Below are 20,895 nucleotides of genomic sequence, written 5' to 3' on the forward strand. Positions count from 1 at the left end.
GACCGACGACGGACGGGAGGCGCGGTGCCGACTGGCACCGCGCCTCCCGTCCGTCGTGTGGGTCACGGTGCTTCGTGTCGTCGCGTCCCGTCTCCGGCTCCGGTCGCGCCGAGGTCGGCTCTGGTCGTACGACTTGCCGCTCATGATCGCTCGGGACGGCATGTCGTGCGACTAGGACGGTTTGCCGACGGCATGTCGTGCGACCAGGACGGTGGGCCGCCGCACGTCGTGGGACCAGGATGTCGGGCGCGCCGCCTCCGCGACTCGGCGGCGTCAAGCGGCGGGGGCCTCCGGGACCTCGACGGCCGCGGTCGCGACGCCGGGGTGCTCGTAGTGCGCGCGCACCAGGATCGGCCGGTGGTCGGAGATGCCCGCGGGCAGCGTCTCGACACCGGCGATGTGCAGCCCGACGCTCGTCGCGAAGTCGAAGTGGCCCGTGAACTTGCGGTACCGCAGGTAGGTCGGCTGGTCGGAGAGCGACAGCGCGAAGCCGTGCTGCTCGATCTTCCGGCGCAGGTTCGTCTGGAACCACGGGTAGTTGAAGTCACCGACCATGATGGCCGGGGCCTCGGCGGAGAGGTCGCGCACGAACTGGTGCGCGGCCTCGATCTGCTTGCGGCGCAGCGAGTTCGTGGCGGTGAGCGGTGAGGCGTGGAACGAGGCCACGATGACCTCGGCGTCGGCCTCGGTGTCACGCAGGTGCATGGCGATGAGCCGCTCGTGTGCGGGAGCGAGGACGCGGTCGTGCAGGGACTTCTGCAGCGAGTGGATGCTGAAGTCCTGCAGCTCGAACCGGTCGTCGCGCTTGTAGATCGCGAGACCGAGCCGGTTCGCCTTCGTCGAGGCGGCGAGGGAGAGCCCCGCGACGCTCGGCGCGAGGTCGTTGCTGTCGCACTCCTGCACGCAGATGACGTCGGCCTGCGAGGCCTCGGCGAGAGCGGCGAGCTCGCTGTTCGCGGTGTGCTCGCGGAGGTTGTAGCTGACGACGCGCAGCTCGGTGGGCTGCACGGCGGTCTCGCCCGCGATCGTCCCCTGGTGCTGTGGCCCGGCCATGCTGCCTTCCGTCCTGGGTGTCTCGGTCACCCTGCCGCGGCAACCGTACTCGGCTGTCGCCGACAGTTGCTGTGACCGTAGCGCACCGCAGGTTTCGTGCGCGTGACCGTGCCGGGAACGGATGTCATCGGGCGCGCACGCGACGCCGACGCACGGCATCCACCGCCGTCAGGCGCGCACACGACGTGCCGGCCGCACGGTGTCCCCCGCCGTCCGGCTCATCAGCACGCCCTCGACGCACGCGACGACGAGCAGTGCGGCGATCACCCAGAACGCCACGTCGTACGGCCCGGACCCGCCGAGCCCCGCTGCAGCCCGGATCGCGACGGCGGCGACGGCGACGCCGAACCCGGCCGCGACCTGCTGCAGGGTCGAGGACAGCGTGTTGGCGGGGGTCATGTCGGCCTGCTCGACGTCCGCGAAGGCGATGGTGTTGTACGCGGTGAACCCGACCGACCGTGCGGCGCCGCTCACCACGAGGAGCACGGCGAGCAGCCAGAAGGGCGTGTCCTCGGTCAGGAACACCATCGCGACGACGCTCAGCGCCGCGATCGCGCTCGAGACCACGATCACCGGCCGGTAGCCGAACCACCGGAGGAACGGTGTCGTCATGGGCTTGATGCCGAGGTTGCCGACGAAGACCCAGAGCACCGCCGAGCCCGCGAGGACGGCACTCCACCCCCAGGCGTCCTGGAACAGCAGCGGCAGCACGAAGGGCACCGCCGACACGGCGAGCCGGAACAGGCTGCCGCCCGCGTGCGAGACCCGGAAGGTCTCGAGGCGGAACGACCCGAGACCCATGATCGGGTGCGCGGCGCGGCGGAAGTGCCGCACGGCGAGCCAGCAGCACACGGCGCCGAGGACACCCGACACGAGCACCGCGACGAGCGGGATCGTGTCGAGCGCCAGCAGCGAGGCCATCCCCACGAGGGACCCGAGCCCGACGCAGGCGAGCAGCGACCCGGGCCAGTCGAACGGCACCCGATCGGGCGCGCGCTCCTGCGGCACGAGCACGAGCGCCGCGACGAAGGCGACGATCCCGAGGGGGATGTTGACCAGGAAGATCCAGTGCCAGCTCAACGTGTCGACGAGGACCCCGCCGACGAACGGCGCGATGATCGGCGCCGCGAGCGCCGGCCAGGTCAGGATGGCGATCGCGGTGACGAGCTGCTCGCGTCCGGCGCCGCGGAGCACGACGAGGCGCCCGACCGGCACCATGAGCGCTCCCCCGAGACCCTGCACGATGCGCCAGAGCGTCAGCTCGACGAGCCCGGTCGAGGCGGCGCACAGCGCCGACGCCACCGTGAAGAGGGCGATCGCACCGGCGAACACCGTGCGCGAGCCGACGCGGTCGGTGAGCCAGCCGCTGACCGGGATGAACACCGCGAGCGTCACGAGGTACGCGGTGATCGCGACGCCGATCGCCGCCGAGTCGACCCCGAGGTCCCGTCCCATGGCCGGGGCCGCCGTCGCCAGGATGGTGCCGTCCAGGAGCTCCATGAAGAAGGTGCCCGCGACGAGCACGGCCACCGCCGTGCTCCCCCGCCGTCGTGTCGTCGTCATCGTCGTCATCTCACGTCGAATGCTATGCCCGCTCGGTTTCCGCGCCGCCGACGCCGGAGGCGGGCCGCGTCACGCGTCCAGACCCGGACCCCACCGGCGACGAGGTGAGCCTCCGCTCAGGCACCGCGAGGTCGCGCCGGCTGCCGGGAGGCACGTCCCGCCCCCGCCACGACGGCCGACCACCCGACGGGGCCGGGTCGGTCCGCGCACGGGGGGACGAGCCTTCCGTGCCGGTGCGCCGGATGCCAGGATCGGCTGGGTACCCTCGCAGGGTGTCCCCCATCAGCCCTGCGCCGGACGGATCCGGCCGGTGAGCCGGTACGACGGCGCCGTCACCGGGTCGCTCGCGAGCGGCCGACGACGCATCGTCGACCTCGCGACGAGCCTGCCCGTGTGGGCCGCGGTGCTCATCGTCTGGGGCGGAGGCCGCGTCGTGTCGACCGTGTGGCTGGCGCTCGCCTACCCCCTGATGGCGCGGGTGATGCCGGACAACGCGATCTGGGGGAACGAGCACGGCTTCGGTGCGTTCCTGACGGCGTGGGACGGGCAGTACTACGAGCAGATCTCGGTGCACGGCTACCCGACCGCGCTCCCCCTCGACCAGGCCGGCCACGTGGCCCAGAACGCGTGGGCGTTCCTGCCCGCGTTCCCCTTCGCGATCCGCATGCTGACCGCGTCGACGGGCGTCCCGTTCGCGGTCGGTGCCCCGCTCGTCGCCCTCCTCGCGGGCCTCGTCGCGACGTTCCTGCTCCACCGACTGGTCAGTGACCACGCCGGGCACGCCGCCGGGATGTGGGCGGTGTTCTTCTTCGCGTGCGGTCCCCTGTCGTTCCTGCTGCAGGTCGGGTACGCGGAGAGCACGTTCCTCGCACTGACCTTCGGGGCGCTGCTCGCGCTCGGACGCCGTCGCTACGGTCTGTTGACCGTGCTCGGTGTCGTCGCCGCGTTCACGCGACCGGGCGCCCTCGCCCTGCCGCTCCTGCTCGGGGTCGTCGCGCTCGTCCGCTGGGTGCGGGCCCGCCGCGCGGCCGCGGGGACCGGGGTGCGGTCGCTCGACGCCTTCCCCCTCGCCGAGCGGGTCCGCGTCGTGGCGTCCGGTGTGACGACGGCCGCCGCCGGACTCGCGTGGCCCGTGATCGCCGCGTCCGTCACCGGGCGGCCGGACGCGTACCTCGAGACCGAGATGTCGTGGTGGGTGAACTTCATCGGGCGGGTCGAGTTCACGCCGATGACGCCGTGGTTCCTCATCGCCGGCCGGTGGCTCGGCGTCGGCGGCGTCCTCATCGTGGTGTTCCTGCTCGTGGCCTACCCGGTCTGGCTCCTCCGGCGCTCGACCCGGCAGCTCGGGTCGACCACGGTGCTGTACTCGGCCGCGTACGCGCTCTACATCTTCGCGGTGTCGCTGCCGATGGCCTCGACGCCCCGGCTCCTCATGCCGCTCGCGCCGCTGTTCGGGTCGCCTGAACTGGTGGCGAGGCCCTGGATGCGGTGGACCTTCGTCAGCTGTGCGCTGCTCGGGCAGCCGGTGCTCGTCGCCGTGCTCTGGTTGCTCGGTCCGCCCTGAGCCCTCCCAGGGACCACGGAACGCGATGTGGGCGGTCCCCAGCAGCGCCGTACCGCTGCGGGGGACCGCCCACCTCGCGTGCTGCGAACGGGTCCTAGAGCTCGACGGTGCCGTGGTGGCCGGTGTCGGGCTGGCTCTGCTTGCCCAGCGCCGCCTTGAGGGTCTGCACGAGGCTCCCCACGGGGCCGGTGTCCTGCGTCCAGTACTCGACGGAGTCGCCCTCGACGGTGAGGAGCCGGATCGTCGGGTCCTGGCGGCCGTCGGGGAACCACGCCTCGGCGAACGGCGACCACAGCTCGTCGATCACGGACTCGTCCCGTGTCACGGTGGCGGTGCCGGCGATGGAGAGGTAGCCGCCCTGCGACTCGATGGCGACGTTGACATTGGGGTTGCGCGCGATGTCCGCCACCTTCTCGCTGCCGTCCTGCACCAGGAAGCGGAGCGTGCCGTTGAAGGCCTTGTCCTGCACGGCGAGGGGTCGGGCGTGCAGCTGTCCGTCGTCGCTGACGGTGGTGAGCAGGGCGGTGCGGGCGCCGTGGACGATGTCCGAGATGGCTGCGCGCTGGTCTGCCTGCGTGTCGGTCATGATGCTCCTGTTCGTCGTGCGCCCCGTTGTGCTCGACGTCCGGCCGGGCACTGCCCGGGCGCGTTCCGTTCCCGCCAGTGTGCCCCTCGACGCTGGGACCTGCCCGGCGCGGGGTCCGGCGGGCTCGGGCGCACCCGACGCGTTCCGCCCGACCGGCACGCTCGGGCGGTCAGGCGGCGGGCTCGCGGATCGTCGTCTCGACGTCGACGACCTGGGGCACGCGCGGCATCGATGCGAAGCCGAACGCCACGGGCGGGTCGAGCGGGGCCAGGGACCCCAACGGCTCCCCCGCCCAGGAGCCCGAGACGGCGGTGACGTCGTGCGCCCCGGTCACGCCGTAGTACTCGCGTCGGCCTCCTCCTGCGGTGCCGGCCGTCCCCGCGCCGGGAGCGACGAGCCGGGCCACGGGGTCGATCACGCTGAGCCACCGGGGATCGCGTGCGATCGGCTTCGGCACGATGCGGAGCACCCGTCCGAGCGGCGAGATGGCCCCGACGTCGATCGAGGCGCGGAGCGGACCGGCCTCGAGCTCGAGCCCGCGAGCCGTCCGACGGGCGTCGACGTCGGTCACCGAGACCGTGTCGAAGCGGTAGGTGCCGGAGACGTACGCGGCGACGATCTCGTCCGGAGCGAGCAGCACGCTCGACCCGTCCGGCTGCTCGACGAAGACGTCCGTGAAGGCTCCGAACGGCGACCGCTCCCACATGCCGACGACGAACCGCACGCCGGACGTCGTGCCGACGCCCATGATGCGACCACGGAAGCGACGCTCGACGATGCTGTGGCGGGGCGACATGCCCTGGACCGTACCCGCCGCTGCCGTGAGCCGACGTGGCGGGGGCGGACGGGCCTCCCCGCCGGCGGGCTCGAGCAGCGTGCCCGCTCGGTGCGGCAACGCCGACGCGGAACCGCCTACGGCACCGGCACCGGCTCGGCCAGCAGCTCGCGCACCCGCGGTGCGACCCGCGTGCCGTAGAGCTCGATCGAGCGCATCATGTCCTCGTGCGGCAGGCGGCCCGTGGCGTACCGCATGTCGAACCGCGAGACGCCGAGGATCCGCATGTTGCGCGCGATCTTCCGCGCGACGGTCTCCGGCGATCCGACGTACAGCGACCCGCCCGCGGACAGGCCCGCCTGGTACTGGGCCGTGTCGAGGGGCGGCCAGCCGCGCTCGCGGCCGAGACGGTCGGTGACGGCCTTGTGGTACGGCCAGTACCGCTCGGCGGCCTCCTCGTCGGTCTCGGCGACGAAGCCCGGCGAGTGCATGGCGATCGGCTGCTGCGGGAGCTCGAGCTGCGTGAGCGCCTGCCGGTACAGCCGCGAGAACGGCGCGAACTGCGCCGGCTGCCCGCCGATGATCGCGAGGAAGAGGGGCAGCCCGTACGAGGCCGCGCGGATGACCGACTGGGGCGAGCCGCCGACGCCGATCCACGTCGGGATCGGGCCGTGCTCGAGCTTCGGGAAGACGTCCTGGTCGGTCAGCGAGGCGCGCTTCGTGCCCGACCACGTCACGGCGTCGCCGCCGCGGAGCGCGTTCCACAGCTGCAGCTTCTCCTCGAACAGGACCTCGTAGTCCGCCAGGTCGTAGCCGAAGAGCGGGAAGGACTCGGTGAACGACCCACGGCCGAGGATCACCTCTGCGCGACCGTCCGACAGCGCGTCGACGGTCGCGAAGCGCTCGTACACCCGGACCGGGTCGTCGGAGGACAGCACGGTGACGGCGCTGCCCATGCGGATGCGCTCCGTCCGCGCGGCGATCGCCGCGAGGACGACCTCGGGCGCGCTCACGACGAAGTCCTCGCGGTGGTGCTCGCCCACGCCGATGAAGTCGATGCCGACCTGGTCGGCCAGGACCGCCTGGTCGATGACGTCGCGGATGCTCTGGGCGTCGGAGCGGAGCGACCCGTCGGCACGTTCGGTCACGTCGCCGAAGGTGTCGAGCCCGAGCTGTACGGGCCCGATCCGCTCGGGTGCGGGCGGCGGGACGTCCGAGGGACGGTCGGTGCCGAATGCGTTGCTCATGCGCGCCTCCTGATCGATGCGTTTGCATGAATGTAGCACGATCCACGGCGGCCGACCAGCCCTCCCGCGTACCGTCTCGCGCATGCCGAACCTCCCCGACCAGACCGGCCGTCGCATCGTCGTCACGGGTGCCAACAGCGGCACCGGCGAGGAGACCGCGAAGCGGCTGGCCGGCGCCGGCGCGAGCGTCGTCCTGGCGGTCCGGACGCCCGCGAAGGGCGACGCCGCGGCGGACCGGATCCGCCGCGCCCACCCGGACGCCGACGTCGAGGTCCGGGAGCTCGACCTCGCCGACCTCGCCAGCGTGCGGCGGTTCGCGGCAGCCGTCGCTGCCGACGACCGACGGCTCGACGTGCTCGTGAACAACGCCGGCGTCATGGCGCCGCCCCAGCGGTTCGAGACGGCGGACGGCTTCGAGCTGCAGTTCGGCACGAACTTCCTCGGCCACCTCGCGTTGACGAACCTGCTGCTGCCGACCCTGCTGCGGGACGGCGGCGACGCACGTCCGGCACCGCGGGTCGCGACCATGTCGAGCCTCGCCGCGATCCCCGGCAGCATCCGCTTCGCCGACCTGCAGTGGGAACGCGGCTACAACGGCTGGCGGGCGTACGCACAGTCGAAGCTCGCCGACCTGCTCCTCGCCCTGCACCTGCACCGGCTGTCGGTCGAACGGGACTGGCCGCTCGTCAGCACCGCGGCGCACCCCGGGTACACCCGCACGAACCTGCAGTCCGCGGGACGGTCGCTCGGGCGGTCACGGCCGGTGCGCTCCAGCGACCGCGCCCTCCCCTTCACGCAGGCGGTCGAGCAGGGCGCCGAGCCCCTGCTGTACGCCGCGGTGGGTCCGGCCGCGGTCGGCGGCGCCTACTACGGCCCGTCCGGCTTCGGCGGCCTCACCGGACCGACCACCACCGTCTCGGTCCCGCGTTCTGCGCGGAGCGCCGACCTCGCCCGCGCGCTCTGGGCGGTCGCTGAGGACCTCACGGACACGCACGCACCGGACTGACCGGCGCACGCAGGCGACCGAGAGTCGGTCGATCGGCTGGTCGGTCGGTCGGGAGGCACGGTGCGCCTCCGCCCGCGCCCGCTCAGAACCGCAGGCGGTCGCGCGCGAACGCGTCGATCACCCCGGCCTCGAGGGCACGCTGCCCCCTGGCGGTCGGGTGCACGTCGTCGGACTGCATCCACTCGGGGTGGCCGGCCAGCGGCTGTCCGACGTCGACGTACGTGCCGCCGTCGCGCCGGACCGCCCGCCGGAGCGCGTGCGAGATCGTGGTCAGCTGCGCCGGCGGGTCCTGCTCGTTCCACACCGCGCTCAGCCCGACGACCCGGGCGGCCGGCAGGTCCCGGTGCACCAGGGCGACGAGCCGGTCCGTGGCACTCGTGACCTCGGCGTCGTCCTGACCGAGGTCGTTCGAGCTCGCCTGCACGAACACGACCCGTGGTCGCAGGTCGACCGCGCGCTGCACGAGCCCGGGGTAGGCGCTCGCGCAGGTGTCCGGGTCGCCCTCGGCGACGACGCCAGCGCCGTCGCACGACAGGTTGGTCAGCTGCCACCGCTCGGTCCGGGCGAGGAGCGCGGGCCATGCCTGCTCGGGTGACAGACCGTGCCCGCCGCTGACCGAGTCGCCGATCACGACGATCCGCGCACCCGGTGCGTGGTCCCATGCTCGACCGGTGGCGGACGGCGACGGCGCCACGGCCTGGGAGGAGTCCTCGCTGCAGGCGACCAGGGCGGAGGCGGTCACGGCGGCGAGCGCCGCGGCGAACACGCCGCGGGTGCGGTGGCGCCGACGGGGCGGGGCGGTGTCGTCGTCCGGGCAGCGGGCGGCGACCGGCAGGGTGCTCGGGGTCACGGAGGGGACCGTACGCCGCTCGTCCCGACCCGGACCGCTCGGAGCGCTGCTGCTCCTCACAGCAACGAGCGAGCGTCAGCAACCGAGGGCGGCCACCGTCGCGTGCGGTGGCTCAGGCCCGGTGCAGCTCGACCGACCCGTCGAGTCGCCCGGGCCGCTCGAGTCGGGCGTGCTGCAGCACCGTCCGGTCCACGCCGACGGCCGCGGCGACGATCGACAGCGTCGCGACGTGCCCGTCCGGCTCGACGGCGTCACGGAGGATCGCGTCCGGGTGGTCGGCGGGCAGCGCGGTCGACTCGGCGAGCACGCCGAACCAGCCGCTCCACCCGTCGCCCGCGTCGTCGCCGTGGTCTGCGCTCCGCAGTTCGTCGAAGGGGCCGAGCGCGGGCGGGCCGCTCGGGGCGGGGGCCGCCCGGAACGCGTCGAGCCAGCGACCGATGCGCGGCGACGCGGGATCGTCGGGAGCACCGTGCGTCACCATGTGCACGCCGGGACCGAGCACGCTGGTGCGGACCGCTGCCCCGTCCCAGGTGTCGACCGCGACGCCGTCGGCGGTGGCACGCACCAGGTTGAACGCCCTGGTGGTCGGCAGCCCACCGTCAGCGCCCGGCAGGGCCCCGGTCACGGCGTCGAGCGGCAGCACGCCGCGGGTGGTCCAGGTGCCGTCGTCGCTCGGCACCGGTTCGGCCCGGTTGAGCACGACGGCGAGCCCCGCGTCGTCGGACGCGGCGAGCCATGCACCCCCGGCGGACCGGTCGCGGACACCTCGGACCGACGGGTCGCGGTCGGGCCACCAGGCGGCCGGCGCGTCCCAGGGACGGTCCGGGGACTCGTCGCGGAGCGCGAGCACGGTGACCGGCCACTCGGCAGCGGGGTCGACGCGGACGACGACGGTGCACATGGGCTCGATCCTCGCACGGCGCGCCGGGTAGCGTGACCGACGTGGATGCTGCAGCAGGTCGCCGTCTGTCCGTCGTCGTCGGGATCACCGGGGGCATCGCCGCCTACAAGGCCGTCGGGGTCGTCCGCGACCTCGTCAAGCGGGGCCACGACGTGCACGTCGTCCCCACCGAGGGTGCGCTCCGCTTCGTCGGGCTGCCGACGCTCGAGGCACTCAGCCGGAACCCGGTGACGACGAGCGTCTGGGACGACGTCGCCGAGGTGCGCCACGTCGCGCTGGGGCGCCGCGCGGACCTGGTCGTCATCGCGCCGGCGACCGCGGACGCGCTCGCCCGCATGGCCGCGGGCCTGGCCGGGGACCTGCTCGGCACGACCCTGCTCGCGACCGAGGCCCCCGTCGTCGTCGCGCCGGCGATGCACCCGCAGATGTGGGAGCACCCGGCGACCCGGGCGAACGTCCGCACCCTGCAGGGCCGCGGGGTGCGCTTCGTCGGCCCCGTGGTCGGCGCGCTCACCGGCGACGACGCCGGCATCGGCCGGATGGCGGAGCCCGAGGACATCGTGACCGCGGCCCTGGCGGTGCTCGAGCCGGGGGCGGGGCGCTCCGACGGGGTGGGGCGGGCCTCCCGGCCGGAGCAGCGACCGGTGCGACGACCGCGACCGGCGCGCGCGGGGAGCGGGGCGACCTCGCCGGTGTGCGGGTGGTCGTCAGCGCAGGCGGCACCCGCGAGCCGTTCGACCCCGTCCGGTTCGTCGGCAACCGGTCGAGCGGCCGCCAGGGCGTGGCGATCGCCGCCGACGCCGTCCGTCGGGGCGCGACCGTGACCCTGGTGGCGGCGAACGTCGACGGCGGTCTCACGGAGGGGCTCGGTGCACACGTCGTGCCGGTGGGCTCCGCCCGCGAGCTGGCCGACGCCGTGCACGCCGCGGCCGCGGACGCCGACGTCGTGGTGATGACCGCCGCGGTCGCCGACTACCGCCCCGCCGAGGTCCGCTCGGACAAGCTCAAGAAGGACGAACAGGGCGACACCATGACGCTCGAACTGGTCCGGAACCCCGACGTGCTCGCCGACCTGGTCGCCGTTCGCCGGACCGGCCAGGTCATCGTCGGGTTCGCGGCCGAGACCGAACCGGACCGTGCGGCGCGGATCGCCCTCGGCCGCGCCAAGATCGCCCGGAAGCCGGCCGACCTGCTCGTGGTGAACCACGTGGGCTGGAACGCGGGCTTCGAGCGCGAGGAGAACGCGATCGAGGTCCTGGTACCGGGCGGCGACGTCGTCCGGGAGACCTCCGGCAGCAAGGCGGACGTCGCGACGGCGGTCCTCGACCTCGTCGCGACCGCGCTGACCTGACGTCGCCGGCCTGTCAGGTGGGCAGGGGCACGATGGATCCATGCGACGACGCGAGCGCGCCCGGCGCGCCACCCGGACGGCCACGATGCTCGCCGTGCTCCTCGGTGGAGCCGGCGTCACCCACTTCCTGCGACCCCGCGGCTACGACCGGATCGTGCCGGCCGGCCTCCCGCCGCGGCTGACGACCCTGGTGTCCGGCGTCGCCGAGCTCGGGATCGCGGCGGGCCTCGCGGTCTCGGCGACCCGTCGCGCGTCGGGCTGGGCTGCGGCGGCGCTCTTCCTCGCCGTGTTCCCGGCCAACGTGAAGATGGCGGGCGACCTGCTCGACAGCCCCCGTTCCTCCCGAGCCGCCCGGATCGTGTCCGTGCTGCGGCTACCCCTGCAGGCGCCGCTCCTCGCCTGGGCCGTGCGCGTCGGTCGTCACGCGCCGCAACGGTGACCGACGCGGTACGGGACCGGGCGGCGGTACCGCTGCTGCACCGCCCCGTCGCGGTGCACGCGTGGGAAGACGTCGTCTTCGCGCACTGGCGCCGTGACCCGGCGTCGCTCGCCCGGCTCGTCCCGCGCGGGACCCGCCCCGACGTCGTCGACGGCAGCGCGTGGGTGGGCCTGACCGCCTACGTCTTCCGGCAGACGGCGATCCCGCCGTTCCCGCCGTCGCGCCGGCTCGGATCGATGACCGAGGTGACGATCGAGGTCCCGACGATCGACACCCGCGGCCGGCGGGGCATCGTCTACCGCACGGTCGACACGGGGCACGTTCCCGCGATCGTCGCGGCCAACACGCTCCTCGGGGTCCCGTACACGTTCGCCCACGTCCGGGCCTCGCGCCGCGGGGACACGCTCGACCACCGGTCCGTGCGGCACCCCGCCCGGGCCGCTCACCCCGTCCGCTGGGTGCGGGACGTCCTGCGCACCCGGCAGCCGAGGACGCCGCGACCCCGGTACGACGCCGTGGTCCGGGTCACGGCGGGCGACGTCGTCGACTCCCCGCTCGCCGTCGACCTCACCACGCGCGCGGGCATCCACGCGCGCCACCTGGCACAGACGCTCTTCTGGCAGCGCCAGCACGCGCCGCTGACCATCCGGTCGGCCCGGCTGGAGCGGCTCGAGGGCGACCTGCCCGCCGCGGTGGGCGTACCCGGGCTGTTCGACCACGAGCCGGACTCGCTGCTCGTCGTCGACGGCACCACCGTCCGCTACGCGTGGGGGGAGGTCGTCCGGTGAGCGGTGGCGACCTCGAGCGCTTCGTGCGTGCCCAGGACGGCGTGCACGACCAGGCGCTCGCGGAACTGCGCGACGGCCGCAAGCGGTCCCACTGGATGTGGTTCGTCTTCCCGCAGCTCGCGGGGCTCGGCCGGAGCGCGACCGCGCAGCACTACGCGGTCGACGGCCTCGACGAGGCGCGTGCGTACCTGGCGCACCCGGTGCTCGGACCGCGCCTGGTGCAGGCCGCGGAGGTGGCCGCCGCGGCACCGGCCCGCAGCGCGGACGACCTGTTCGGCGGCGTCGACGCGATGAAGGCCCGCTCGTCGATGACGCTGTTCGCTCGTGCGGCGGACGACCCGGCGCCGTACCGTGCGGTGCTCGACCGGTGGTTCCACGGGACCGAGGACCCCCTGACGGTCCGGCTGCTCGAGGGCGACGACTGAGCGCTCCTCCTGCGCGGAGGCGGCGCGCGAGCGATCCGACGAGGAGCCGCCGGACGACCGTTCACATATCAGGTACGGTGATGACGCGTCCGCACCGACCGGTCCGGCGCCGTCACGATCGTCCAGCGAGAACGAGGACACCCGCATGCCGGTCCCCAGCAGCGCCCCCACCGAGCACCAGCTCCTGCGCGACACCGTCCGCCACAAGATCCACGCCGCCATCATGGACGGCACGCTCGAGCCCGGGGAGCGGCTCAACGACGACGAGCTGATCGCCTGGCTCGGCGTCTCGCGCACGCCGATCCGCGAGGCCCTGAGCCAGCTCGCCCGCGCTGGGCTCATCGAGATGGCCCCGAACCGGTACACCCGCGTGACGACGCCCGATCCAGCGCAGGTCGTCGAGGCGATGCAGACCCTCGGCGTCCTGTTCGGCGGCGTCGTCCGCCTGGCGGTCCCCCGACTGACCGCCGCCGCCCGGAAGAAGATCCTGGCGCAGCTCGACCGGACGATCGCGGAACTCGAGGCGCACGACGTGCCCGCCGTGAACCACGACGCCCTCGACGTCTTCGGGCTGTACGTCGACGCCTGCGGCAACGAGAACCTGCAGCGCGTCTGCCGCGACACCACGGACGGTCTGGCGTTCCGGCTCCGCCTGCCGAACCTCGACGAGCTCCTGGACTGGGACCAGCTGACGACCGACTTCCGGCGCCTCCGTGCCGCGACCGAGTCGGGCGACAACGTCGCCGCCGAGCTCGCGACCGAGGCGATCCACCTGCTGCCGGGCGAGAAGCACCACGGCCGGCCCTGAGTCATCCTGAGAGCGCGCACAGGAACGCTCGTCCGGACACCCCGGGCGGGCGTCACTGTCCGGCCGACCGGCGCCCTCCGCCTGGTCGGTCACGGGCCTCCGGCGACCGGTAGCATCGCTCCGACCCGTACCGATCCGTCCCGACCCAACGCCCCGGAGCACCGCATGAGCCACCGCCAGCCGGACCGCACCGAGATCGCCGCGCGCCTGGCGGCCGCCGTCGGTCGCATCAACCGGCGCGCCCGGACCGACTCGGCCGCGCTCGGCTACGGACTCGTCTCCGCGCTCGCGACGATCCAGGCCGAGGGACCCCTGCGCCCCGGCGACCTGTCGCGGATCGAGGTGGTCACGAAGCCGACCATGACCCGGATCCTCACGGAGCTCGAACAGCGTGGGTTCATCGCGCGTGAGGCCGATCCCCGTGACGGCCGGGCCTTCATGGTGTCGGCCACACCCGAGGGGATCGCCGCGGTCGAACGGGCTCGTTCCGACCGCACCGGGATCGTCGCCGGCCTCATCGCCGACCTGCCCGTCGAGGACGTCGAGACGATCGCCGCTGCCCTCGGCGCCCTCGAACGGATCGGCCAGGGCGACCGCGCCCAGGAAGTTCCCACCGGAGAGCACTGAACGCGCCGTTACCGAACCGTTACCGGTGGGTGGACGGACGGTTCTGCCAGTCCTCCTGGACCCGGTGCCCAGGCTGACGCGTCATCGTGTCGGCTTCGCCCGAGCTGGCGGCCGCGCGGTCGCCCAGCGGCGGACGGACGGGCCCCACACCACCGTCCGGTCCTCCCCCGGCTCGCGGCGCCCCCGACGACGACCGTGCACGCTCCCCCACCCCGCGTGCCGGCCCACGGCGTGCGCGGGCACCGCGGATCGAGCCGGCCGACCACCGGAACCGATGACTCGCACCTCCCCCGAACCCCCCATCACCGCGACCACCCGACGACAGGCGCTCGACACCCCGAGCCGACGTGTCCGTCGCGCCCTCCGCAGCCGTACCGCCCTCGTGACCGGCGGAGCAGCCGCGGTGGCGCTCGTCGGCGGCATCGCGGTCGTCGGCACCCAGCCGGCCCTCGGCGACGCGATCGGCGCCCCGACGGCGAGCGCGTCGAGCACGCCGGCGCTCCACGGCGAGTCGCTCGACCGGGCACAGGCCGCGGCGACCATCGCGACGGCCCGTACCGTCCTCGCCGACGCCAACGACAAGACCGACACCGCGGCCCTCGAGCGCCAGGTGCAGGCCCTCTCCGACTACCGCGAGATGTCGGGGGCGGTGATCACGTCGCGGATCGCCTCGACGGTCGACGCAGCCACCGACGTCGCCGAGGCCAGTGCCGCGCAGGACAAGGCCGACGCCGACGCGGCAGCAGCGGCGGCCGCGGCGGCAGCGAAGGCGGAGGCCGACGCGAAGGCGGCGGCCGAGGCAGCCCAGCGGCAGGCGGCCGCGAACACCGTGGCGGGCGCCAAGGCGACCGCTTCGTCGATGGCGTCATCGCAGTACGGCTGGGGCGCTGACCAGTTCCGGTGCCTCGACAGCCTCTGGACCAAGGAGTCCGGCTGGGACTACCGGGCCGTCAACCCGAACGGCGGTGCCACCGGCATCCCGCAGGCACTGCCCGGGTCGAAGATGGCGACGGTCGCGGCGGACTGGCAGACGAACGCCACGACGCAGGTCACCTGGGGGCTCCGCTACATCAGCGCGGCCTACGGCACCCCGTGCGCGGCGTGGGCGCACTCGCAGGCGAACAACTTCTACTGAGCCGCGCGGGGTGACGGACGTCACCAGCAACGGACGGGAGGCGCGGTACCGATCGGTACCGCGCCTCCCGTCCGTCGTGTGGCGGGTGTCGAGCCGTCAGCCGATCCGCGCGACCCGCACGTCGACGCGACCGAGCGCGACCCCGTACTCGGCCGCCGCCTCGAGCGCGGCGACGTGCGCGGCACGCGCCGTCGCCGGTGCGGGCACCGAGCCGTCGGTGCCGATCACCACGCGCAGGACGTCGTCGTCGAGGACCACCCGCGAGACCGAGGTCCGTGCGGCGATCTGCCGTGCTGCGTCGAGGGCGCTGCCGAGCGTCGGCTTGGCGCGGTACAGCTCGGCGACGCCGGGAACCCGGAGGACCGCGGCCTCGATCGCCGCGACGGTCTCGTCGTCCATGGTCACGGGCGGTCCTCCTCGTCGGTGTCGTCGTCGGTGTCGTCGTCGGTGTCGTCGGCGCGTGCGGTGTCCGGGGTCGGTCGGGCGGTCTCCTCGGGCAGCGGGGGCAGGAGGTCGCGGACACGGACGTCGATGCCGGCGAGCAGCAGGTCCGTCTGCTCCTCGAGGACCTCGGCGACGGCCCGCCTGACCCGCTCCGCCGCGGCTCGGATCGGTACGCCGGAACGCACCGCCAGCTCGACCAGCACGCGGACCGGTGCGTCGAGCCGGGTGACGTCGCCCTCGAGGGAGCAGCGCGCGATGACGACGCCGGGCACGACGTCGCCGGCCGAACGGACCAGCGAGCGGATCGCTCCCTCGGTCAGGACGGGTCGCTCCGTCGGCGCGCTGGGGCGGAGCGGGACGTCGCGTCCCGCACGGGCCTCGAGCGAGATGTTCGCCAGGACACCGCCGATCCACGACTCGTCGGCCGGTGCTTCCTCGGCGGCGGCCGCGTCGAGGGAGCCGAGTGACGACTGTCGCAGACGGACGATCGCGGCGAGCGCGTTCTGGCAGGCGGCGGAGTCGTCGATGCTCGGGTCCGGCGGCTGCATGCCGACGTCCAGGTAGTCGGCGAGCTCGTCGATGGTGTGGCCGTCGAGGTCGTCGGGCTCGAGTGCGTCGAGGCGCACGTCGTCGGGTCCGGTCATCGCCAAGCCTCCATGAGACGGATCATGTTCTTCCTCGCACGGGAGAGCAGGCCACGCACCGTCGAGACGGGGAGGTCGAGTTCCTCCGCGATGTCCTCGTAGCGGTACTCGAGCACTTCCTTCATGACCCAGCACCGCCGTTGCGCCTCCGGGAGCTCGGCCAGGGCGGTCTCCACCGCCTCCTCGCGCGACCGGGCCTCGGCCACACGCTCCGGGGCGTCGTCGCGCGGTGCCGCGACCTCGAGCTCGGTGACGTCGAGGTGTTCGCGGCGGGCCCGGATGCGGTCGATGCACTTCCGGCTGAGGATCCGCATCAGCCACGACTTGACCTTCGCGCCGTCCTGGAGGGCGTCGAGACGGTTCCAGGCCGTGATGAAGGTCTCCTGCACGACGTCGTCGAGCTCGTCCGTCGACCCCAGGGTGCGTCGGGCGTAGGCACGGAGCAGCGGGGTGTACCGCCGGATGAGGACCTCGAACGCCCGGACGTCGCCGTCGGACGACCGACCCGCGAGGACGGCGTCGTCGAGGTCGGCGAGGGGCTGGTGCTGCACGGGTTCCTTCTACTGGTCACGGGTGGGGGAAGTCTGGACGTCGTCGGTCACGGGTGTGGGACGGCGGGGCGTGCGGGGGCCGGTGCCGACGACGTCACGCGCAGGGGTCCCACCGGGCGGGTGCCGAGCGAGCGGACGCGCACCTGCGCGAGGCCGTGCACGGACGAGGTCCGAACGTCGCGGAGCGCTGCGTACGGGTGGCGCGGGGTCGTGGTGTCGGTCATGGTCGGTCTCCTCCGGGTTCCACCGGTGAGACGCGCTCCGGGCGCCGATCGTCACACCGGAAGCGCGCGACTTCGCAGATCGGGCCGGTGTGCGTCAGAGTGGGTGACATGTCCCTCGTCACCGCCGTCTGCCGCGTCGAACAGCTCCTCCGCGACTCCGGGACCATCGGCGTGACCGCGATCGACAAACGGCGCGTCGACGGCCCGGTGCGGGTGCGGCCGCTCGGGCTCCACGCCGACGTGCAGGCGGACCGGAAGCACCACGGCGGCGAGGACCAGGCCGTCTACGCCTACGCCGACGAGGACGCGGCGTACTTCGCCGAGATGCTCGGGAGGGACGTCCCGCCGGGGCTCTTCGGCGAGAACCTCCGGACCAGCGGGGTGGACGTCACCGGGGCCGTGACCGGTGAACGCTGGCGGGTCGGCGACTCCCTCGAGCTCGAGGTGACGATCCCGCGCACGCCGTGCGGCACCTTCGCCCGACGCATGCGGATCGACGGCTGGGTGAAGCGGTTCGCTGCCGAGAACCGGCCGGGTGCCTACCTGCGCGTGCTGCACTCCGGCCCCGTGGCGGCGGGAGACCGGGTCGTGGTCACGCACCGACCGGCGCACGGCGTCACGATCGGCGAGATCTCGGCCGGACTGTCACCTGATCGTGCCCGCGCGGTGCTCGAGTCGGGTGACCGTCTCGCCCCGAAGGTCGTCCGCGACGTCTCCAAGGTCCTGGCCCGCGGCCGGGTCTGACCCCTCCGCACGCCGTCCGACCGGGTCGAGCGGCCGACGGTGGCGCGGGAGCCCGGCGACCACGAGGTCGTACGAGTTCGCCACAAGGTCCTCGACCATCGTCTCGTCGATCCCGTCGCCGGGCGCCAGCGTGATCCAGTGACGCTTGTCCATGTGCCACCCGGGCGTGACCTCGGCGTGGTCGCGGACGAGCGCGGCACCGTGCGGTGGGGCGCACTTCAGGTTCACGATCGGCACGCCGCGCAACGTCGTCGCGAGCACGAACATGCGGCCGACCACCTTGTACACGACCGACTGCTCGCCGAACGGCTGGGTCTCCTCGACCGCGGGGAGCGCCAGCGCGGTCCGCATGGTCACCTCGTGCAGTGCTGCGCCGTCCACGGTCCCAGCATGCCGCACGCGCCGCGATGGCGAGGAGCACTGGACGCCCGGTCAGAGCGTCGGGACGCCCTCGTGTCCCGACCGCGGGCGTGCGGTGCCGGCGACGCCGGTGACGACCGAACCCGCGGGCACGTCCTTCGTGACGACCGTGTTCGCGCCGACCACCGAGTCGGCGCCCACCTCGATCGCTCCGATGAGCGAGGACCCGGCGCCGAGCACCACCCGGTCGCCCACCGTGGGGTGACGTCGTCGACCGGGACCGTGCTCGCCGCCCCGGCCGCCGAGCGTCACGCCGTGGAACACCACGACGTCGTCGCCGATCACCGCCGTCTCGCCGATCACGACACCCATCCCGTGGTCGATGAAGAACCGCCGGCCGATGCGCGCGCCCGGGTGGATCTCGATCCCCGTGGCGGAGCGGGCGAGCTGCGCGATCACCCGCGCCGCGAACCGCGATCCGGGCAGCCCGCGGGCGAACCAGAGACGGTGCGTCAGCCGGTGCGTCCAGATCGCGTGCAGCCCCGAGTAGACGACCGCGTTCTCGAGGTCACCCCGGGCAGCGGGGTCGCCGCGGCGTGCTGCGGCGAGGTCCTCGCGGACCGTCCGCAGCACGCCGCGTCGGACGGCACGCGTCACGCAGTGAGCCCCTCGAACAGCGGCGTGGACAGGTAGCGCTCTCCGGTGTCGCACACGATCGCGACCACGCGCTTGCCGGCGTTCTCGGGTCGAGCCGCGATCTCGACGGCTGCGTGGATGATCGCACCGGACGAGATGCCGGCGAGGATCCCCTCCTCGGTGCCGAGCGCCCGCGCGACACGGAGGGCGTCGTCGAGCTCGACGTCGAACACCTCGTCGATGACGTCACGGTCGAGCACCTCGGGCACGAAGTTCGCGCCGATGCCCTGGATCTTGTGCGGACCGGCCTTGCCCTCGGTGAGGAGCGGGGAGTCCTTCGGCTCGACGGCGACGATCTGCACACCGGGGACACGCTCCTTGAGCACCTGCCCCACACCCGTGATGGTGCCGCCGGTGCCGACGCCCGCGACGAACACGTCCACGTGGCCCTCGGTGTCGCGGAGGATCTCCTCGGCCGTGGTCTTCCGGTGGATCGCGGCGTTCGCCGGCGTCTCGAACTGGTGGGCCAGGATGGCTCCCGGCGTCTCGTCGACGATCTGACCGGCACGGGCGACGGCACCCTTCATGCCCTCGGACCCCGGCGTCAGGACGATCTCGGCACCGAACGCGCGGATGAGCGCACGGCGCTCGACGCTCATCGTCTCGGGCATCGTGATGACGACCCGGTACCCGCGTGCTGCGCCGACCAGGGCGAGTGCGATGCCGGTGTTGCCGGACGAGCCCTCGACGATGGTGCCGCCCGGGCGCAGTTCGCCGGACTCCTCGGCCGCGTCGATGATCGCGACACCGAGGCGGTCCTTGACGCTGGACCCGGGGTTGTAGAACTCGAGCTTCGCCAGGACCTCTGCGCCGTCGGCTTCCGGCAGGCGGTTCAGCCGGACCAGGGGGGTGTTGCCGAACGCCTGCGAGATGTTGTCGTAGATGGTGCCGGTCATCCGTTGCCGTCCTTCGGGTCGGGTTCGTGCGCCGCCCACGGTGGTGGCGCTGTGGTCCCCCGCGATCCTAGCGAGGGCGTCCTGCGGTGCCCTGTCGATGACGTCCGCTGACGTGGCGGGCGCACACCGCGCCTCCCGGCCGCGGTCCTCCCCACCGCGACCGCACGACTCAGCGCAGGGCGCTCCGCACGAACCGGTCGTCCGTCGCCTCGAGCACCCGCAGCACGTTCCCGCCGGCCAGCGCCCAGAGGTCGTCGTCGGCCCAGCCGCGGCGCCGGAGCTCCTCGGCGAGCACCGGGTACCGCGAGACGTCCCGCAGGTCCGGCGGCAGCACCGGGGTGCCGTCGTAGTCCCCGCCGAGGCCCAGGTGGGCCACGCCCGCGACCTCGCGGGCGTGGTCGACGTGGTCGGCGACGTCCGCCACCGTGACGAGCGGCGGCTCCCCCTCGGAACCTGCTTCCTCCCAGTCGGCCCACGCGCGCGAGACGAACTTCGGTACGAACGTGATCATCACGACGCCCCCGTTGTCGGCCATCCGGGTGAGCACGTCGTCGGGCACGTTCCGCGGGTGGTCGTCGACCGCCACCGTCGAGGAGTGCGAGAACACGACCGGCCGCGTCGCGACGTCGAGGGTGTCGCGCATGGTGGTCGGCGCGGTGTGCGACAGGTCGACGAGCATGCCGATCCGCTCCATCTCAGCCACGACCTCGCGCCCGCGGTCCGTCAGGCCGCCGTGTGCGCGCGCACCGGTGGCCGAGTCCGCCCAGGGGGTGTCGTCGTTGTGGGTGAGCGTCATGTAGCGGACGCCGAGCCGGGCGAAGGCGCGGAGGACGGCGAGGTCGTCGCCGATCGAGTGTCCGCCCTCGGCGCCCAGCAGGGACGCGATCCGACCGGCTGCCACGGCAGCGCGCACGTCGGCGGCGGACCGCGCGAACGCCAGGTCGTCCGGGTACCGCTCGACGATCCGGAGCGCGGTGTCGATCTGCTGGAGCGTGGTCCGCACGGGGTCGGGATCGTCCGACGGGACGAACACCGACCAGAACTGCCCGACGACCCCGCCGGCGCGCAGCTTCGGCAGGTCGGTGTGCAGGGTGCCGTCCTCGGTGTCGATCCCCTCGACACCGGAGCCGTGGGACTCGCGTCGCTCCCACGGCAGGTCGTTGTGGCCGTCGATGACCGGGAAGGCGAGGGAGTCGAACGTCATGTCGCCGACGCTAC

At 73.6% G+C, this 20,895-nt stretch carries 24 protein-coding genes and 1 pseudogene; 10 read left to right on the top strand and 15 right to left on the bottom strand.

Annotation, left to right across the window (positions count from 1 at the left end):
• Positions 1–273 precede the first annotated feature (273 nt).
• Both DEJ22_RS11340 and DEJ22_RS11345 read right to left on the bottom strand, forming a co-directional pair.
• Complete coding sequence (locus DEJ22_RS11340) at positions 274–1,053, bottom strand: endonuclease/exonuclease/phosphatase family protein (RefSeq protein WP_111227226.1); 780 nt, start codon at positions 1,051–1,053, stop codon at positions 274–276.
• Positions 1,054–1,221: 168 nt separating this feature from the next.
• On the bottom strand, positions 1,222–2,625 hold the full coding sequence (locus DEJ22_RS11345) for an MFS transporter (protein WP_181430798.1): 1,404 nt from the start codon (positions 2,623–2,625) through the stop codon (positions 1,222–1,224).
• 301 nt (positions 2,626–2,926) lie between these two features.
• Here DEJ22_RS11345 and DEJ22_RS11350 point away from each other — a divergent pair, with 301 nt between their 5' ends.
• Positions 2,927–4,180, top strand: a complete 1,254-nt coding sequence (locus DEJ22_RS11350; RefSeq protein ID WP_111227227.1) for a putative hexosyltransferase — start codon at positions 2,927–2,929, stop codon at positions 4,178–4,180.
• Between the two features lie 94 nt (positions 4,181–4,274).
• Here DEJ22_RS11350 and DEJ22_RS11355 read toward each other — a convergent pair whose 3' ends face one another.
• The 3 genes from DEJ22_RS11355 to DEJ22_RS11365 all read right to left on the bottom strand — a co-directional run bounded on the left by DEJ22_RS11355 (position 4,275) and on the right by DEJ22_RS11365 (position 6,788).
• On the bottom strand, positions 4,275–4,766 hold the full coding sequence (locus tag DEJ22_RS11355; RefSeq protein ID WP_111227228.1) for a pyridoxamine 5'-phosphate oxidase family protein: 492 nt from the start codon (positions 4,764–4,766) through the stop codon (positions 4,275–4,277).
• Positions 4,767–4,935: 169 nt separating this feature from the next.
• Positions 4,936–5,562: a hypothetical protein gene (locus tag DEJ22_RS11360; protein ID WP_111227229.1), complete on the bottom strand. Its 627-nt coding sequence runs from the start codon at positions 5,560–5,562 to the stop codon at positions 4,936–4,938.
• Positions 5,563–5,678: 116 nt separating this feature from the next.
• On the bottom strand, positions 5,679–6,788 hold the full coding sequence (locus DEJ22_RS11365; RefSeq protein ID WP_258379619.1) for an LLM class flavin-dependent oxidoreductase: 1,110 nt from the start codon (positions 6,786–6,788) through the stop codon (positions 5,679–5,681).
• Positions 6,789–6,870: 82 nt separating this feature from the next.
• Here DEJ22_RS11365 and DEJ22_RS11370 point away from each other — a divergent pair, with 82 nt between their 5' ends.
• The gene (locus DEJ22_RS11370; protein ID WP_111227230.1) at positions 6,871–7,794 is read left to right on the top strand and encodes an SDR family oxidoreductase; all 924 of its coding nucleotides are present in this window, start codon (positions 6,871–6,873) and stop codon (positions 7,792–7,794) included.
• 82 nt (positions 7,795–7,876) lie between these two features.
• Here the strand turns inward: DEJ22_RS11370 and DEJ22_RS11375 are convergent, their stop codons facing one another.
• Positions 7,877–8,644, bottom strand: a complete 768-nt coding sequence (locus DEJ22_RS11375) for an SGNH/GDSL hydrolase family protein (protein WP_111227231.1) — start codon at positions 8,642–8,644, stop codon at positions 7,877–7,879.
• Positions 8,645–8,756: 112 nt separating this feature from the next.
• Positions 8,757–9,545, bottom strand: coding sequence for an NRDE family protein (locus DEJ22_RS11380; RefSeq protein WP_111227232.1), 789 nt, complete (start codon positions 9,543–9,545; stop codon positions 8,757–8,759).
• A 65-nt stretch (positions 9,546–9,610) separates the two neighbouring features.
• Between DEJ22_RS11380 and DEJ22_RS11385 the strand changes: the two are divergent.
• The 7 genes and pseudogenes from DEJ22_RS11385 (at position 9,611) to DEJ22_RS11415 (ending at position 15,118) form a co-directional block, all read left to right on the top strand.
• Positions 9,611–10,896, top strand: a pseudogene (locus tag DEJ22_RS11385) (bifunctional phosphopantothenoylcysteine decarboxylase/phosphopantothenate synthase).
• 40 nt (positions 10,897–10,936) lie between these two features.
• Positions 10,937–11,335 carry a DoxX family protein gene (locus DEJ22_RS11390; RefSeq protein WP_111227892.1) on the top strand — a complete coding sequence of 133 codons (399 nt, stop codon included), beginning with the start codon at positions 10,937–10,939 and terminating at the stop codon, positions 11,333–11,335.
• Positions 11,332–12,123 (top strand): DUF2071 domain-containing protein, encoded by a 792-nt coding sequence (locus tag DEJ22_RS11395; protein WP_181430948.1) that lies wholly within the window; start codon positions 11,332–11,334, stop codon positions 12,121–12,123. The genes DEJ22_RS11390 and DEJ22_RS11395 overlap by 4 nt, the downstream gene beginning before the upstream one ends.
• A complete protein-coding gene (locus DEJ22_RS11400) occupies positions 12,120–12,548 on the top strand; it encodes a DUF1810 domain-containing protein (RefSeq protein WP_111227890.1) in 429 nt (142 codons plus the stop codon). The genes DEJ22_RS11395 and DEJ22_RS11400 overlap by 4 nt, the downstream gene beginning before the upstream one ends.
• A 145-nt stretch (positions 12,549–12,693) precedes the next feature.
• Positions 12,694–13,356 (top strand): GntR family transcriptional regulator, encoded by a 663-nt coding sequence (locus DEJ22_RS11405; RefSeq protein WP_111227889.1) that lies wholly within the window; start codon positions 12,694–12,696, stop codon positions 13,354–13,356.
• Between the two features lie 165 nt (positions 13,357–13,521).
• Complete coding sequence (locus DEJ22_RS11410; RefSeq protein ID WP_111227888.1) at positions 13,522–13,983, top strand: MarR family winged helix-turn-helix transcriptional regulator; 462 nt, start codon at positions 13,522–13,524, stop codon at positions 13,981–13,983.
• Between the two features lie 274 nt (positions 13,984–14,257).
• Positions 14,258–15,118 carry an aggregation-promoting factor C-terminal-like domain-containing protein gene (locus DEJ22_RS11415; protein WP_181430947.1) on the top strand — a complete coding sequence of 287 codons (861 nt, stop codon included), beginning with the start codon at positions 14,258–14,260 and terminating at the stop codon, positions 15,116–15,118.
• Positions 15,119–15,214: 96 nt separating this feature from the next.
• Here the strand turns inward: DEJ22_RS11415 and DEJ22_RS11420 are convergent, their stop codons facing one another.
• From DEJ22_RS11420 to DEJ22_RS11435, 4 genes are read right to left on the bottom strand one after another with little or no spacing between them, the layout of a single operon-like run.
• Positions 15,215–15,523: a hypothetical protein gene (locus DEJ22_RS11420; RefSeq protein WP_146241788.1), complete on the bottom strand. Its 309-nt coding sequence runs from the start codon at positions 15,521–15,523 to the stop codon at positions 15,215–15,217.
• On the bottom strand, positions 15,520–16,206 hold the full coding sequence (locus DEJ22_RS11425; protein WP_111227886.1) for a hypothetical protein: 687 nt from the start codon (positions 16,204–16,206) through the stop codon (positions 15,520–15,522). Before DEJ22_RS11425 ends, DEJ22_RS11420 begins: the two co-directional genes overlap by 4 nt.
• Positions 16,203–16,757 carry an RNA polymerase sigma factor gene (locus DEJ22_RS11430; protein WP_111227885.1) on the bottom strand — a complete coding sequence of 185 codons (555 nt, stop codon included), beginning with the start codon at positions 16,755–16,757 and terminating at the stop codon, positions 16,203–16,205. The genes DEJ22_RS11425 and DEJ22_RS11430 overlap by 4 nt, the downstream gene beginning before the upstream one ends.
• Positions 16,758–16,804: 47 nt before the next feature.
• Complete coding sequence (locus tag DEJ22_RS11435; RefSeq protein WP_181430946.1) at positions 16,805–16,981, bottom strand: hypothetical protein; 177 nt, start codon at positions 16,979–16,981, stop codon at positions 16,805–16,807.
• Between the two features lie 108 nt (positions 16,982–17,089).
• Between DEJ22_RS11435 and DEJ22_RS11440 the strand changes: the two genes are divergently transcribed.
• Positions 17,090–17,725, top strand: coding sequence for an MOSC domain-containing protein (locus tag DEJ22_RS11440; RefSeq protein WP_111227918.1), 636 nt, complete (start codon positions 17,090–17,092; stop codon positions 17,723–17,725).
• On the opposite strand, the gene DEJ22_RS11445 is transcribed toward DEJ22_RS11440, so the two are convergent.
• The 4 genes from DEJ22_RS11445 to DEJ22_RS11460 form a co-directional block, all read right to left on the bottom strand.
• Positions 17,627–18,106 carry an MmcQ/YjbR family DNA-binding protein gene (locus tag DEJ22_RS11445; protein WP_111227884.1) on the bottom strand — a complete coding sequence of 160 codons (480 nt, stop codon included), beginning with the start codon at positions 18,104–18,106 and terminating at the stop codon, positions 17,627–17,629. The two genes, DEJ22_RS11440 and DEJ22_RS11445, sit on opposite strands and share 99 nt — an antisense overlap.
• Positions 18,107–18,157: 51 nt before the next feature.
• Positions 18,158–18,742 carry a serine O-acetyltransferase EpsC gene (gene epsC, locus DEJ22_RS11450; RefSeq protein WP_258379689.1) on the bottom strand — a complete coding sequence of 195 codons (585 nt, stop codon included), beginning with the start codon at positions 18,740–18,742 and terminating at the stop codon, positions 18,158–18,160.
• Entirely contained in the window at positions 18,739–19,677 is a 939-nt protein-coding gene (cysK, locus tag DEJ22_RS11455) for a cysteine synthase A (protein WP_111227883.1), read from the bottom strand. The genes epsC and cysK overlap by 4 nt, the downstream gene beginning before the upstream one ends.
• A gap of 169 nt (positions 19,678–19,846) precedes the next feature.
• A complete protein-coding gene (locus tag DEJ22_RS11460) occupies positions 19,847–20,881 on the bottom strand; it encodes a dipeptidase (RefSeq protein ID WP_111227916.1) in 1,035 nt (344 codons plus the stop codon).
• Positions 20,882–20,895: the final 14 nt, after the last annotated feature.

The organism is Curtobacterium sp. MCSS17_007, assembly GCF_003234175.2.
In the GTDB taxonomy this organism is placed as follows: Bacteria; Actinomycetota; Actinomycetes; order Actinomycetales; family Microbacteriaceae; genus Curtobacterium.